Raw genomic sequence first — 14,518 nt, 5'->3', positions numbered from 1 at the left:
ATCAGATGACCGAAGGAACCAAATATCATCCGCTGTTCGAGCATCTGCTGTTCTCGGGCCAGGGCCATTTGTCGATGAGCTTCGGCGAGATCGAACAGATAATAGGTGGCCGTTTGCCACCGTCGGCGCGACGGCGCGAGGAATGGTGGGCGAATAGCCCGAGCGGCCACAGCCAGGCGCGCGCCTGGCTGCGCGCAAATTACAGGGCGTCTCATATCGATCTCGCGAACGAACGGGTCGACTTCAATCTGGAGGGGTGGCCCGAGGGCTATCGAAAGCCGAATATGGCTATCGCGGATAAGGGTCGTCCGGGAATGGCGGAATCAACGCAGGCCAGCTACGAATCTCCGCGCGAAGCCACCGACCATCCGCTCTTCGGCATATGGACCGGCAAGGTTACACTCCGCGAAGGACATGATTATACCAGACCGGCCTTTGAGCCGGACGTGTTGCCGTGACGCATAGGCTGCTGCTCGACACCTGCGCGATCATATGGATCGCGCTGAACGAGCCGATAAGGCCGGAAGCCAAGATCGCCGTCAACGAAGCGGCCGCCGTTGACGAGAAGATCCGGGTCTCGCCGATTTCGGCCTGGGAGTTGGGCCTGCTGAGCTCCAAAGGCCGGCTGGCGGCGACAAAGTCGCCGGCAGCCATTTTCGGCGAAGTGATCGCCACGCCCGGCATCAAGGTAGAGGCTCTTTCGCCGGAGCTGTTGATTGAATCGTCTTTCCTGCCGGGATCGCTTCATGGCGATCCGGCGGACAGAATACTGATCGCAACAGCGCGGGCGTTCGATTTGACGCTCGTGACACGCGATCAGTCGATACTTGACTATGCAAGAGCGGGGCATCTTCGCGCCCTTGCCTGCTGATGCCTTACCTTTCGATAGCTGGAGAGCGTTTAATTGGAAACCGTAAAACTCAAATCCCCCATCGACGGCTCGATCTATGCCGAGCGGCCGGTCGCGAGCGACCAGGCGATCAACGCGGCGGTCGAGCGCGCCAGGGCGGCGCAAGAAAAATGGGCCGAGACGCCGGTCGTCGAGCGCGGCAAATACATGTTGGCAATGCTGGAAACCCTGGTTGCGATGACCGACGAGATAGTGCCCGAGATCGCCTGGCAGATGGGCCGGCCGGTGCGCTATGGTGGCGAGTTCGGCGGCGTCAAGGAACGCACGAACTACATGGTCGAAATCGCCGAAGCCGCGCTGAAGCCGGTGCTGGCCTCCAACCCGAAGGACGGCTTCCGACGCTATGTGAAGAAGGTGCCGCTCGGGGTCGTGCTGGTGATCGCGCCTTGGAACTATCCGTATCTCACAGCGATCAACACGATCGTGCCGGCGTTGATGGCGGGCAGTGCCGTTATCCTCAAGCATGCCGCGCAGACGCTGCTGGTCGGCGAGCGCTTCCAGCAGGCTTTCGACAAGGCCGGCCTGCCAAAGGGGCTGTTCCAGAACCTGGTCATGAACCACGCCCAGACCGAGAAGCTGCTCGGCTCCGGCAAGATCGACCATGTCAATTTCACCGGCTCGGTCGGCGGCGGCCGCGCCATCGAGAAGGCCGCGGCCGGCACCTTCATGACGCTCGGCCTCGAGCTCGGCGGCAAGGACCCTGCCTATGTGCTGCCCGACGCCAAGATGGATCATGCGGTCGCCAATCTGGTCGACGGCGCTTTCTTCAATTCCGGCCAGTGCTGCTGCGGCATCGAGCGCGTCTATGTGCACGAGAAGGTCTATGACGCGTTCGTCGAGGGTTTTGTCGCCGAGACCAGGAATTATGTCGTCGGCAATCCGCTGGAGCAGGCGACGACCATGGGGCCGATGGCGCAGCCACGCTTCGCCGATCTGATCCGCGAGCAAAAGGCCGAGGCGCTGCGCAAGGGCGCCAAGGCCCATATCGGCATGAAGGTCGAGAACGACAGGCCAGGCTCGCCCTATCTGGCGCCGGAAGTGCTGACCGGGGTCGACCACCAGATGAGCGTCATGCGCGAGGAAAGTTTCGGGCCGATCGTCGGCATCATGAAGGTGCGCAATGACGAGGAAGCGATCGCGCTGATGAACGACAGCCCCTACGGACTGACGGCGTCGATCTGGACGCGCGACACGGGGCGCGCGGTGGCCATCGGCGACCGCGTCGAGACCGGCACGGTGTTCATGAACCGCTGCGACTATCTCGACCCGGCGCTGGTCTGGACCGGCGTCAAGGACACCGGCAAGGGCGCCGCACTCTCGGCCATCGGCTATGACAATCTGACCCGGCCGAAATCCTATCACCTGCGCGAAGCAATCTGACTTTTTGAAAGACAAGACATGTCCAAGCTGATCTCCAAATGGAACTACCCCACCACCGTCCGTTTCGGCGCCGGGCGTATCAAGGAACTGCCGGACGTGCTGGCTGCCGCGGGCATCAAGCGCCCGCTCTTCGTCACCGACCCGGGCCTGGCAAAACTTCCGGTCGTCGCTTCGACGCTGAAGATCCTCGACGACGCCAAGGTCCCCTACGGCGTTTTTTCGGAGGTGAAGCCGAACCCCGTCGAGTCCAATCTCACGGCCGGCATCGCCGTGTTCAAGAAGGGCAAGCATGACGGTGTCATCGCCTTCGGCGGCGGCTCGGCGCTCGATCTCGGCAAGCTGATCGCCTTCCAGGCCGGGCAAACGCGCCCGGTATGGGATTTCGAGGATGTCGGTGACTGGTGGACCAGGGCCAACTCGGACGCGATCGCGCCGATCATCGCGGTACCGACCACGGCGGGAACCGGCTCAGAGGTCGGCCGCGCCGGCGTCATCACCAATGAGGAGACCCACACCAAGAAGGTCATCTTCCATCCGAAGCTTTTGCCGGCGATCGTCATTGCCGATCCGGAGCTGTCGGTCGGCATGCCGGCCTTCATCACCGCCGGCACCGGCATGGATGCGCTTGCACATTGTCTCGAGGCCTATTGCGCGCCGGGCTATCACCCGATGGCCGACGGCATCGCGGTGGAAGGTATCCGGCTGGTGTTTGAGAACCTGCCCAAGGCTTTCGTCAACGGCAAGGATCTGGTTGCCCGCGCCCATATGATGAGCGCCGCCGCCATGGGCGCTGCCGCCTTCCAGAAGGGGCTGGGCGCCATCCATTCGCTGTCGCATCCGATCGGCGCGCTCTACGACACTCATCACGGCATGACCAATGCCGTGTTCATGCCTTATGTGCTGGCCTTCAACCGCGAGGCGATCGACGAGCGTATCGCCAGGCTCGCCGCCTATTGCGGCATCAAGGGCGGCTTCGACGGCTTCGCCAAGGCGATCGTCAAGCTGCGCAAGGAACTCAAGGTGCCGCATGCGTTGCCCGGCCTGATCAAGGGCCTCGACATGGACAAGAAGCGCAAGACGCTGATCGCCAACATGGCGGTAGTCGACCCGACCGCCGGCGGCAACCCGGTCAAGCTCACCAAGAAGGCGGCGCTGACGCTGCTCGAAAATGCGATCGCCGGCTCCGTCTGAGAGCCGGCTTTCAATGCCGAAGAGTTGACTGAAGAGGCGTTCCAAAGGGGAAGGGAGAGGGCAAAGGGCAAGGTGAATAACCATTAGCCGGAAAATTAAGCGCGGGCTAATTGCTACAGTCCGTTAAAAAGAGTTAACTTTTTTCGCCGCGGGGATCGGGTTTCAAAAAGCCTTCATCCGGCTGTCACACGAAAACGATACCCGCATCGCAGGCGCTAAACGCGCCAGTTCAACGGAGAGAACACATGTTCAAGTTCACGGGGAAAGTGCTTTCCCTCTCGGCCGCGGCGCTCTTTGCGTCGACGGTGATTTCGTCCGCGGATTCGCTGGACGATCTCGTCAAGGCCGCGAAGGCTGAAGGCCAGCTCACCACCATCGCGCTTCCGCATGACTGGTGTGGCTACGGGGCAGTGATCGACGGTTTCAAGGCTAAGTATCCGGGGATCACCATCAACGAGCTCAATCCCGACGCCGGCTCGGGCGACGAGGTCGAGGCGATCAAGGCCAACAAGGACAACAAGGGCCCGCAGGCGCCTGACGTCATCGACGTCGGCCTGTCCTTCGGCCCGACCGCCAAGAAAGACGGCCTACTGATGCCCTACAAGGTGTCGACCTGGGACTCGATCCCGGACAGCGCCAAGGATGCCGATGGTGCCTGGTATGGCGATTATTACGGCGTGCTCGCCTTCGAGGTGAACAAGGATCTGGTCAAGGAATCGCCGACCGACTGGGCTGACCTGCAGAAGCCGGAATTCGCCAACTCGGTCGCGCTTGCCGGCGATCCGCGTGCTTCGAACCAAGCCATTCAGGCCGTTTATGCTGCAGGTCTTTCCGGTGGCGCCGCTGCTGGTGAAGCCGCGGGCACCGCCGGCCTCGAATACTTCAAGAAGCTCAATGCGGCCGGCAATTTCGTGCCGGTCATTGGCAAGACGGCGACGCTCGCCCAGGGCCAGACGCCGATCCTCGTCACTTGGGACTACAACGCGCTTTCGGGCCGCGACACGCTGAAGGGCAACCCGCCCGTCGACGTCATCGTGCCGAAGACCGGCGTCGTCGCCGGCGTCTATGTGCAGGCGATCAGCGCCTTTGCGCCGCATCCGAACGCCGCCAAGCTGTGGATGGAGTATCTCTATTCCGACGAAGGCCAGATCGGCTGGCTGAAGGGCTACTGCCATCCGATCCGCTTCAACGATCTCGCCAAGAACGGCAAGATTCCGGCGGACGTGCTGGCCAAGCTGCCGCCGGCGGAGTCGTACGCTTCCGCCGTGTTCCCGACGCTCGACGAGCAGGGGAAGGCCAAAGAAACCATCACCAAGAATTGGGACGCCACTGTCGGCGCCAATGTGAAGTAACAGGATGATATAGACCGGGCGGCCCTAGCCGCCCGGCCTCGTTTCAGAACGGTAACCGGCGCATGACCGATCTCTCGCTCTCCAATAAGGCTATTGCGGGAAAGACCGCGCCGCCGGCAGAGGCTCGGAGCCTGAGGCTGCCGACGCAGTGGCTTGGCGTCACGCCTTTCTTCATCTTCGCCGTGATGTTCCTGATCCTGCCCACGCTCTATCTGATGCTGGGCGCTTTCCAGAATGAGGCAGGCGAATTCACCTTCGCAAACATCGTCGCGCTCTTTTCAGCCAACATCGTTGCCGCTTATTGGATCTCGATAAAGGTCAGCCTGGCGTCATCACTCATCGGCGCCTTAGCCGGCCTTGCCATCGCCATCGCCATCGTGCGCGGCGGGCTGCCCGACTGGATACGTTCAGCGACACTGACCTTCTCGGGCGTCGCATCCAATTTCGCCGGCGTGCCGCTCGCGTTTGCTTTCATCGCGACGCTTGGGCGGGTCGGTCTCGTCACTGTCTTGCTCAACACGCTGGTCGGCCTGAACCTCTACGCGCATGGCTTCAACCTGCTATCGTTCTGGGGTCTGACGATCACCTATGTCTATTTCCAGATTCCGCTGATGGTGGTCATCATCGTGCCCGCGATCGACGGGCTGAAACGGGAATGGGGCGAGGCCGCCGCCACGCTCGGCGCCACCCAGGCGCAATATTGGCGCATGGTGGTCATTCCGGTGCTTTGGCCGAGCTTCCTGGGCACCGTCATTCTGCTCTTCGCCAATGCGTTCGGAGCAATCGCAACCGCCTATGCGCTGACCGGCTCGTCGCTTAACATTGTTCCGATCCTGCTCTATGCGCAGATCCGCGGCGACGTGCTGCACAATGCCCATCTCGGCTATGCGATCGCCTTCGGCATGATCTTCATCACCGGGCTTGCCAACATCTTCTACATCTGGTTTCGGACCCGCTCGGAGAGGTGGCTCAAATGAAGGCTGGCAAATTCTGGGCCTGGGCCGTCTTCATCCTCGGCGCGGCCTATTTCTTCATACCGCTGATCGCGACAGTCGAGTTCTCGCTGCGCATGCGGCGCGGTGTCTATTCCTTCGATGCCTACAAGGTCGTGCTGGGCGACAGCCAGTTTCAGGCTACCTTCATATTTTCCGTGGTCGTCGCCATCTTGACGATTCTCCTGGGTGTGCTGATCGTGGTGCCAACCGCCTATTGGATCCGCCTGCGCCTGCCCCAATTGCGCCCGGTGGTCGAGTTTATCACCTTGTTGCCGTTGGTTATCCCAGCCATCGTCATCGTTTTCGGCTATATCAGAATGTATGGCTCGAATTCGCCGCTGCCGTTTCTCGGGTCGAATTTGGGAGCGAACGCGCTGCTGGTCATCGGCTACGCGGCACTCGCGCTGCCCTATATGTACCGGGCCGTGGACACCGGTCTTCGCACCATCGACGTTCGCACGCTGACGGAGGCTGCGCAGATTCTGGGGGCAGGCTGGGGTACGATCATCACTCGGGTTATTCTGCCCAATGTGCTGATCGCGGTGCTGTCGGGCGCGTTCCTCACCTTCGCCATCGTCATTGGCGAATTCACCATGGCCAGTCTGCTCAATCGCCCTGCCTTCGGTCCGTATCTGCAGAACCTTGTGGCTAATCGCGCCTACGAACCGGCCGCGCTGTCCATCATCGCCTTCGTGATAACCTGGGGCTGCATGTCCCTGATCCAGATTCTGTCGCGTTTCGCGCCAAGATCGGCGAACCGCCCCAACTGAGCGAAGAGCATCGAAAGAAAAAAGCCATGGCCGAGCCGTTCCTCTCCATCCAGCATGTGCGAAAATCCTTCGGCGCCACAACAGTGGTCGAGGACTTCAATCTCGATGTCGCGCCGGGCGAATTCGTCTCCTTCCTGGGGCCGTCCGGCTGCGGCAAAACCACGGTGTTGCGTATGGTCGCCGGCTTCGAGGAGCCCTCGGCCGGCAAGATCGTCGTCGGCGGCAAGGACATAACCAGGCTGAAGCCCAACCAGCGCAATGTCGGCATGGTGTTCCAGGCCTACGCGCTGTTTCCGAACCTGACGGTGGCGCAGAACATCGCCTTCGGGCTGAAGGTCGGTGGCATGCCGAAGGCCGATGCCGACAGGCGCGTCGCCGAGATGCTCGACATCATCAAGCTGCCGCAGATGGCCGATCGCTATCCTTACCAGCTTTCCGGCGGCCAGCAGCAGCGCATCGCGCTCGCGCGGGCGATTGCGCCGAAGCCGAAGCTGCTTTTGCTCGACGAGCCGCTGTCGGCGCTCGACGCCAAGGTGCGCGTGTCGCTGCGCGAGGAAATCCGATCGATCCAGAAGAAGCTCGGCATCACCACCATCTTCGTCACGCATGACCAGGAAGAGGCGCTGTCGATCTCCGACCGCATCGCGGTGATGTATGGCGGCAAGGCCGAGCAGGTCGGCACGCCGTTCGAGATCTACAACCGGCCGGCCACCAAATTCGTCGCCAATTTCGTCGGCACGCTCAACGTGCTGGAAGGCAAGGTGACCGACGCCGCGTCCGGCAAGGTGCAAGTCAACGCCCAGGAAGTGTCGCTCAAGGGCAAGCTCAACGGCTCGAAGTCAGGCGACACGCTGTCGCTGGCGCTGCGGCCCGAAGCCATCTCGCTGGGGCGCCAGCCTGGCCACGACACCAGCCTGTCGGGCGAGATCGCCGAAGTGCATTTCCTCGGCTCCGTCATCCGCGTGCGCGTCGGCATTGGCGGCAACACGGTATCGCTCGATACCTTCAACAACTCGGCGACACCGCCCCCTGCCGTAGGCGACAAGGCGGACATCTCCTTCTCATCGGGCGACATGCTGGTTCTGCATTAGGGAAAGAGTGAATGGTGAATGGCGATCAGCACTTTACGTGCTCGAGATCTTCTGATGATTCACCATTCACCATCACTTTTGCAGTGCCAAACGCCTGGTTCCATCGTTACGATGAGCCATGGCGCTGTTCGAACTCACTCTTGTCCTGCTGCTCATCGCCGTCGCGCTGACGGCGGTATCGCGATGGCTGGAGGTACCTTACCCGTCGCTGCTGGCGCTTGCCGGCGTTGGGCTTGCCTTCGTGCCGGGCGCGCCGACGATCGAGATCGATCCGGAACTGGCGCTGGCGCTGTTCATCGCGCCGGTGCTGCTCGATGCCGCCTATGACACTTCACTGCGCGACCTGAAGCGCTACCGGCTGTCGCTTGCCCTGCTGGCGCTTGGAGCGGTCGTCTTCACCGCGGTGGTCGTTGCCTTTGTCGGCTGGAAGATGGCCGGCCTGCCGATCGCGGCGGCGATCGCGCTCGGCGCCATCGTCGCCCCGCCGGACGCAGTCGCGGCAAGCGCGGTGCTCAATCAGTTCAAGGTGCCGCACCGTCTGACTGCGATCCTGCAGGGCGAGAGCCTGCTCAACGATGCCACGGCGCTGCTGATCTACCGGATATCGGTTTCAGCCGCCATCGGCACACTCATGCTCAAAGACGCAGTGCCCGTCATCCTGCTTGCAACGGTCGGCAGCGTTATCGCCGGCTATCTGTTCGGCCGAGTGTCGCGGCTCACGCTGACACGCATCGAGGACGCGGCAAGCAGCACCGTGGTGCAGTTCGCCGGAACCTTCGCCGTCTGGATCATTGCCGACAAGCTCGGCCTCTCCGCCATCATCACCATCGTCGTCTATGCCATCACCATCGCGCGCACCACGCCGCGCCGCATGTCGGCCAGACGCCGCGTCAGCGCCTATTCGGTCTGGGAATCGGCGGTGTTCGTGCTCAATGTGCTGGCGTTCGTGCTGATGGGCCTGCAGGCACGGTCGATCATCGGCCGGCTGGCCGGCGATGGGCAAGGCGAGGCATTCGTCTTCGCCGCGACGGTTCTTACCGTCGTCATCGTGGCGCGCCTCGTCTGGGTGGCGGGGTATGTCGCGATCATCCGATGGTTTGCCCGCAACGACAGCGAGGAAGAAAAGCAGGATGCGCCGACATTTGCCGGTGCCGCGCTTGTCGGCTGGTGCGGCATGCGCGGGCTGGTGACGCTGGTCGCCGCCATTGCCTTGCCGGCCGGCTTTCCCGGGCGTGACCCGATCGTGCTTGCCGCTTTCGCGGTCGTGCTCGGCACGCTGGTGCTGCAAGGCATGAGCCTGAAGGTTCTGCTGCGCTGGCTCAATTTCCCGCGCGATACGACGATCGATCGCGAGGTGGCCGAAGCGCGCGTCGCCATCATGCAGGCCGCGCTCGATGTGCTGAGCCGCAAGACCTCGTCGGCTGCCGCCGTCGTGCGCGAGCAGTACGAGGCGCAGCGGCGGATCGCCGAAAATCCCGACGACGCGCAGGCCGCGACGGAATACGACCGGTTGCGCCTCTACGCCATCAAGCGGCAGCGCGACACGCTGGAGGAACTGCGCAGCAACGGCACGATCGGCGACGAAGCCTATCACCGGCTGGAGGAGGAGATCGACTGGTCGGAACTTGCGGCGTCGCCCGCCGGAAGCTTCCAGCCGCTGACGACTTATTAGAGCGCCGGTTCGCCGATTTCCACTGGACTATTCCGCTTGCCCCGCCGGTCCATTGCAACGCAAGGGGCGGGGCGCTACTGCGATCACCAGAAGTGAGCCGGTTAATCAATGAAGCTGATCAGCTACAATATCCAGTATGGCTACGGCAGCGACGGGCGCTACGATCTCAGCCGCTGCGCCAGGCTGGTGGACGGCGCCGACATCGTCGCGCTGCAGGAGGTGGAGCGGCATTGGCAGCGCAGCAACGAGGACGACCAGCCCGAGATCCTGTCCAGCTTGCTGCCCGGCTATTACTGGGCCTACGGCCCCGCCTTCGACATGGATGCCAGCGAGAAGCGTGATGGCCGCGTCGTCAACCGGCGGCGGCAGTTCGGCACGATGATGCTGTCGAAGCTGCCGATTGTCTGGTCGCGCCTGCACACTTTGCCGCTGCGGCGCACGCTGAGGCCGCTCAACACCCGCAATGCGGCGCTCGAATGCATGATCCGCACGCCGGCGGGGCCAGTGCGGGTGCTTTCGTTGCATCTGGCGCATATCGCGGCTGAAGAGCGGCTGGAGCAGATCGACTACCTGCTTGCCGAACATCGCCGCGCGCCGTCCGACGGCGGCCCCTGGAGCGGCGTCGACGACGAGCCGCAGCGCAACTGGGCGAACGGCCAGCCGGAACCGGAAAACCCGTTGGCGGCGATCTGGCTGGGCGACTTCAACATGGAGCTGGGCAGCGCCGAATACCGGCGCATCGTCGGCGATACGCCCTACCATCGCGGCGCTGCCTATATCGACGGATTCGTCGATGCCGCGGCCGTCGCCGGCGAGCCGGGGCCGGACTTCCATACGCACGAAAAGATCATCGACGGCAGGCTGGCGAAACGACGGCTCGATCATTGCTTCGTCGGCGGCATGCTGGCCGGGCGGGTGCGTTCTGTGAGCGCCGATATCGGCGAGGTGGCTTCCGACCATTTCCCGCTGAGGGTCGATATCGATCTTGAAATGCCGGGCATCGCCTCCAGCCCGGCGGTCAGGTGAGGCAGGCATGACGCTGTTCGTCGTCCTGGCGGTGCTTTCGGCGGCGGCCATGCATGCGATCTGGAACGCGTTGGTCAAGGTGCATCTCGACCGCTTCCTGTCGATCACACTGATGACGCTCGGTATGGGCTTTGCGGCGCTGGTCGCGCTTCCCTTCGTCGAGGTGCCAAAGGCCGAAGTTTGGCCCTACATCTTCGCCTCGTTGATCTTCCACATGGGCTACCGCACTTTCTTGATCGGCGCCTACAAGGCCGGCGATTTCGCCCAGACTTATCCGCTGGCGCGCGGCACCGCACCATTGCTCTCGGCGCTCGGCGGCATCGTCCTGATCGGCGAGGTCCCGGCGCCGTTCGCCATCCTCGGCATCGTGCTTCTGTCGGCGGGCACGCTGGTCATGTCGTTTCGGGGCGGGGCGCATCTGGAGAAGCTCAATTTGCGCGCGGTCGGCTTTGCGCTCGGCACATCGATCTTCATCGCCAGCTACACGCTCTCCGACGGCAGCGGCGCGCGGCTGGCGGCAACCGCGCAAAGCTATGCGGCCTGGCTGTTCGTCTGCGACGCGACGTGGGCGCTTTTGCTGTGCATCTTCTTTCGCGGGCTGCGGTCGCTGCCTGTGCTGGCGCGCGACTGGAAGGCCGGGCTGTTCACCGGCGTGCTCAGCGGCGCGGCCTATTGGATCGTGATGTGGGCAATGACCAAGGCGCCGATCGCCTCGGTCGCGTCGCTGCGCGAGACCTCGATCCTGTTTGCCATGCTGATCTCAGTGCTGGCGCTGGGCGAGAAGATGACCGTCTGGCGCGCGGCCGCGGCGCTCGGCATCGTTGCCGGCGTCGCGGCGCTCAGAATGGGTTGAAGACAGACCCTCAGCCGAGGACGGTCATTACCTGGCCGCGCTTTTCCGGACTGAAGCGGATGACGACGACGATGCAGACGGCGACCACGCCGGCAAACAGGGCCAGCGCATAGCCGTAGCTGCCTCCCGGCGCTTCGGCGATGCCGGCCTGATAGGGACCGCCATAGGAAGCGGCGAGGTTGCCGGCTTGATAGATGAAGCCGGGCAAGGTCGCCCGCACCGAGCCTGGCGACAATTCGTTGAGATGCACCGGGATGACGCCCCAGGCGCCCTGCACCGCGACCTGCATGATGAATGCGCCGATTGCCAGCATGAAGGGCGTGGTCGTGTAAGCCCAGAGCGGGATTGCCGGCAGGGCGATCACGCAAGCGAGCGTGATGGCGTTGATGCGGCCGATCCTTTCCGATAGCGCGCCGAAGGCCAGGCCGCCGACGATCGCGCCGATATTGGCGACGATGGTGATCCAGCTCACCGTGTGCGGATCAAAGCCGTGCTCCTTTTTCAGGAAGGTGGGATAGAGGTCCTGCGTGCCATGGCTGAAGAAGTTGAAGAACATCATCAGCACCACGGCATAGAGCGCAATGCCCCAGTGCTTCTGCAGCGTTTCGAGGAGGCCGGGTCGTGTCTGGGCGCGGCCCTCGACGAAGGCCGGCGATTCCGGCACATGCGAGCGGATGAAGAGCACGACCAGTGCCGGCACGAAGCTGAGCAGGAACATGGCGCGCCAACCGAAGGTGAAGTCGCCGATCTTCTGCCCGTAGAGCAGCCCGTAGACCACCGCGGCCAGCAGATAGCCGGCCGGATAGCCGCATTGCAGGATGCCCGAGACCGTGCCGCGCGCGCTTGGCGGAATGGATTCCATGGCGAGCGAGCTGCCCAGACCCCATTCGCCTCCCATGGCTATGCCGAACAGGGCACGCAGCGCCAGGAATATGCCGAGATTGGGCGAGAAGGCGGCCAAGGCGCCGATCACCGAATAGCTGACGATATTGAGCATCAGAATGGGCTTGCGGCCGTATCTGTCGGCAAGCACGCCGAAGAAGAACGCGCCGATGAAACGCGTCGCCAGCGTCAGGAACAGTGCTTTGGAGACCGCCGGCACGTCGGTCTGGAATTCAGCGGCAATATCGGTGAGCAGGAATGTCAGAAGGAAGAAATCAAAAGCGTCGAGCGTCCAGCCGAGGAACGATGCGGTTACGGTTTTCTTCTGCTCGGGGGTGAGGTTCAAGGCAGTGCTCCTTTTGCATCCCCCGAAAGCACGATATGTTCCAGGGCGGGCAAAAGAGAACGGGACGGCCGCCGGATTTGAGCCGGCGAGCGGTCACATTTGCGTCACCTCCAGATCGATGACCATCAGCCCGTCGGTGCCGCCTTCGAGCGCGGCGACCAGGCGCGCGCCGGCGCGCTGATGCGCCTCGTGAACGAGGTAGGCGTCGCGGGCGGCGGCATCGCGGAAGTCGATGGTGAAACCGTGACCGAAGCCGCGCCCGAACGGCTCCGGGCTGACATTGGCGCTGAATTGGACCCTGTCCATGCCGGCGATAACGGCGCGCAAGGCTTCGAGATCAGCGTGAATCGCCGCGCGCTCGATTTCAGGGACGTCGTCGCGAAAGCGGACAAAGACGCAATGCCGGATCATCGTTGATGCCTCATGCCGCCTGGTTGCCCTTGAACACGGCCGGCGGCAGCGGCTCGCGGCCGAGGATGAGGTCGGCGCCCTTTTCACCGACCATGATCGTCGGCGCATTGGTGTTGGAGGAGGGAACGCGCGGCATCACCGACGCATCGCAGACGCGGAGACCTTCGATGCCGCGCAGCCTCAAATCCGGCGTCACCACGGCCATCGCATCATGCCCCATGCGGCAGGTGCCGACGGGGTGGTGGTCGGTCTTCGACGTGCGGCAGGCGTAGTCGAAAAGGTCCGCGTCGCTTTGCAGGGCAGGGCCGGGCAGCACCTCGCGCAGCACATAGGGCTGCAGCGCCTTCTGCCGCATGATCTCGCGGGCCAGCCGCAGGCCCTTGATCGACATGTCGCGGTCGTAAGGATCGGACCAGTAGTTCGGATCGATCAGCGGGTGGTCGGCCGGGTCGGCGCTCTTCAGTCGCACCGTGCCGCGCGAGCGCGGGCGCAGGAAGGCGGAGTTCAGCGTCACACCCGGATTCTTCAGCTTCTCGACGCCGGCCTCGATGCCGGAGCCGAGGCCGAGATGGAACTGGATGTCGGGCGAGGCGGCGGTCGGGTCTGCGTACCAGAAGCCGCCGGTCTCGAACAGGCTCGAGGCGACGGGGCCCTTCTTGAGCAGCAGATATTGCAAGCCGGCCCACATCGTGCGGTGCAGCTTGGCGTAATTGTCATAGGTGTGGTCGCCGGTGCATTCGGCGATGACGAACAGGTCGAGATGGTCCTGCATGTTGGAGCCAACGCCGGGCAGGTCATGCACCGGCGTGACGCCGACCGATTTCAGATGGTCGGCCGGGCCGATGCCCGATTGCATGAGGAGCTTGGGCGAGCCGATCGCGCCCGACGAGACGATCACCTCGCGTTCGGCGCGCAGGATCGTCTTTTCGCCACCCGGCTTGCCGACGATCTCGACGCCGACGGCGCGACCCTTCTCGACGACGACCCGGGTGACGAGCACATCGGTCCTGACCGTCAGGTTCTTGCGCGTGCCGATCGGCTTCAGATAGGCCACGGAGGCTGATGAACGCCGCGCATCCTTCTGCGTCAGCTGATAGTAGCCGACGCCTTCCTGGCTGGCGCCGTTGAAGTCGGAGTTGAACGGAATGCCCATTTCCTGCCCGGCGCGAAAATAGGCCTCGCAGATCGGCAGCGGCGAGATCGGGTTGGAGACGCCAAGCGGACCCTGGTCGCCGTGATAGTCGTTGGCGAAGCGCTGGTTGTTCTCGGCGCGCTTGAAATAGGGCAGCACATCTCGATAGCCCCAGCCGGCCAGTCCCTCTTCCTTCTCCCAGGCATCATAGTCGCGGGCATTGCCGCGCGTGTAGATCTGGGCGTTGATCGATGAGCCGCCGCCGACCACCTTGGCCTGCGTGTACCAGAAGACGCGGTCCTTCATGTGCCTCTGCGGCACTGTCGACCAGCCCCAGGAGGCGATGCCCTTGGTCATCTTGGCAAAGCCCGCCGGCATATGGATCAGCGGATGCCAGTCCTTGCCGCCGGCCTCCAGAAGCAGAACGGAATTGGACGGATCCTCGCTCAGCCGGTTGGCGAGAACGCAGCCGGCCGGACCGGCGCCAACAATGATGTAATCAGCCAT

General features: G+C 63.3%; 14 protein-coding genes. 11 read left to right on the top strand and 3 right to left on the bottom strand.

What is annotated here, in order from left to right; all coding sequences use genetic code 11:
* The first annotated feature begins 5 nt into the window (after positions 1 to 5).
* The 11 genes from FJ423_RS12955 to FJ423_RS12905 all read left to right on the top strand — a co-directional run bounded on the left by FJ423_RS12955 (position 6) and on the right by FJ423_RS12905 (position 11,240).
* Positions 6 to 458 carry a hypothetical protein gene (locus FJ423_RS12955; protein WP_140842213.1) on the top strand — a complete coding sequence of 151 codons (453 nt, stop codon included), beginning with the start codon at positions 6 to 8 and terminating at the stop codon, positions 456 to 458.
* Positions 455 to 871, top strand: coding sequence for a type II toxin-antitoxin system VapC family toxin (locus FJ423_RS12950; RefSeq protein ID WP_140842211.1), 417 nt, complete (start codon positions 455 to 457; stop codon positions 869 to 871). Before FJ423_RS12955 ends, FJ423_RS12950 begins: the two co-directional genes overlap by 4 nt.
* 33 nt (positions 872 to 904) lie before the next feature.
* Complete coding sequence (locus tag FJ423_RS12945) at positions 905 to 2,290, top strand: aldehyde dehydrogenase family protein (RefSeq protein ID WP_140842209.1); 1,386 nt, start codon at positions 905 to 907, stop codon at positions 2,288 to 2,290.
* An 18-nt stretch (positions 2,291 to 2,308) separates the two neighbouring features.
* The gene (locus FJ423_RS12940; protein ID WP_140842207.1) at positions 2,309 to 3,481 is read left to right on the top strand and encodes an iron-containing alcohol dehydrogenase; all 1,173 of its coding nucleotides are present in this window, start codon (positions 2,309 to 2,311) and stop codon (positions 3,479 to 3,481) included.
* A 245-nt stretch (positions 3,482 to 3,726) separates the two neighbouring features.
* A complete protein-coding gene (locus FJ423_RS12935; RefSeq protein WP_140842205.1) occupies positions 3,727 to 4,833 on the top strand; it encodes an ABC transporter substrate-binding protein in 1,107 nt (368 codons plus the stop codon).
* 62 nt (positions 4,834 to 4,895) lie between these two features.
* A complete protein-coding gene (locus FJ423_RS12930; RefSeq protein ID WP_140842203.1) occupies positions 4,896 to 5,810 on the top strand; it encodes an ABC transporter permease subunit in 915 nt (304 codons plus the stop codon).
* On the top strand, positions 5,807 to 6,598 hold the full coding sequence (locus FJ423_RS12925) for an ABC transporter permease (RefSeq protein ID WP_140842201.1): 792 nt from the start codon (positions 5,807 to 5,809) through the stop codon (positions 6,596 to 6,598). The genes FJ423_RS12930 and FJ423_RS12925 overlap by 4 nt, the downstream gene beginning before the upstream one ends.
* Before the next feature lie 26 nt (positions 6,599 to 6,624).
* Positions 6,625 to 7,689, top strand: coding sequence for an ABC transporter ATP-binding protein (locus tag FJ423_RS12920; protein WP_140842199.1), 1,065 nt, complete (start codon positions 6,625 to 6,627; stop codon positions 7,687 to 7,689).
* 118 nt (positions 7,690 to 7,807) lie between these two features.
* A complete protein-coding gene (locus tag FJ423_RS12915) occupies positions 7,808 to 9,361 on the top strand; it encodes a sodium:proton antiporter (protein WP_140842197.1) in 1,554 nt (517 codons plus the stop codon).
* 108 nt (positions 9,362 to 9,469) lie between these two features.
* Positions 9,470 to 10,387: an endonuclease/exonuclease/phosphatase family protein gene (locus tag FJ423_RS12910; protein WP_140842195.1), complete on the top strand. Its 918-nt coding sequence runs from the start codon at positions 9,470 to 9,472 to the stop codon at positions 10,385 to 10,387.
* Positions 10,388 to 10,394: 7 nt separating this feature from the next.
* Entirely contained in the window at positions 10,395 to 11,240 is an 846-nt protein-coding gene (locus FJ423_RS12905; RefSeq protein ID WP_140842193.1) for an EamA family transporter, read from the top strand.
* Positions 11,241 to 11,250: 10 nt separating this feature from the next.
* On the opposite strand, the gene FJ423_RS12900 is transcribed toward FJ423_RS12905, so the two are convergent.
* The 3 genes from FJ423_RS12900 to FJ423_RS12890 all read right to left on the bottom strand — a co-directional run bounded on the left by FJ423_RS12900 (position 11,251) and on the right by FJ423_RS12890 (position 14,518).
* Entirely contained in the window at positions 11,251 to 12,468 is a 1,218-nt protein-coding gene (locus FJ423_RS12900) for an MFS transporter (protein ID WP_140842191.1), read from the bottom strand.
* Between the two features lie 93 nt (positions 12,469 to 12,561).
* On the bottom strand, positions 12,562 to 12,879 hold the full coding sequence (locus tag FJ423_RS12895; protein ID WP_095766302.1) for a Dabb family protein: 318 nt from the start codon (positions 12,877 to 12,879) through the stop codon (positions 12,562 to 12,564).
* A gap of 10 nt (positions 12,880 to 12,889) precedes the next feature.
* On the bottom strand, positions 12,890 to 14,518 hold the full coding sequence (locus FJ423_RS12890) for a choline dehydrogenase (protein WP_140842189.1): 1,629 nt from the start codon (positions 14,516 to 14,518) through the stop codon (positions 12,890 to 12,892).

This window comes from Mesorhizobium sp. B2-8-9 (assembly GCF_006439475.1).
In the GTDB taxonomy this organism is placed as follows: domain Bacteria; phylum Pseudomonadota; class Alphaproteobacteria; order Rhizobiales; family Rhizobiaceae; genus Mesorhizobium.
This window is presented reverse-complemented; position numbering and strand designations above follow the sequence as displayed.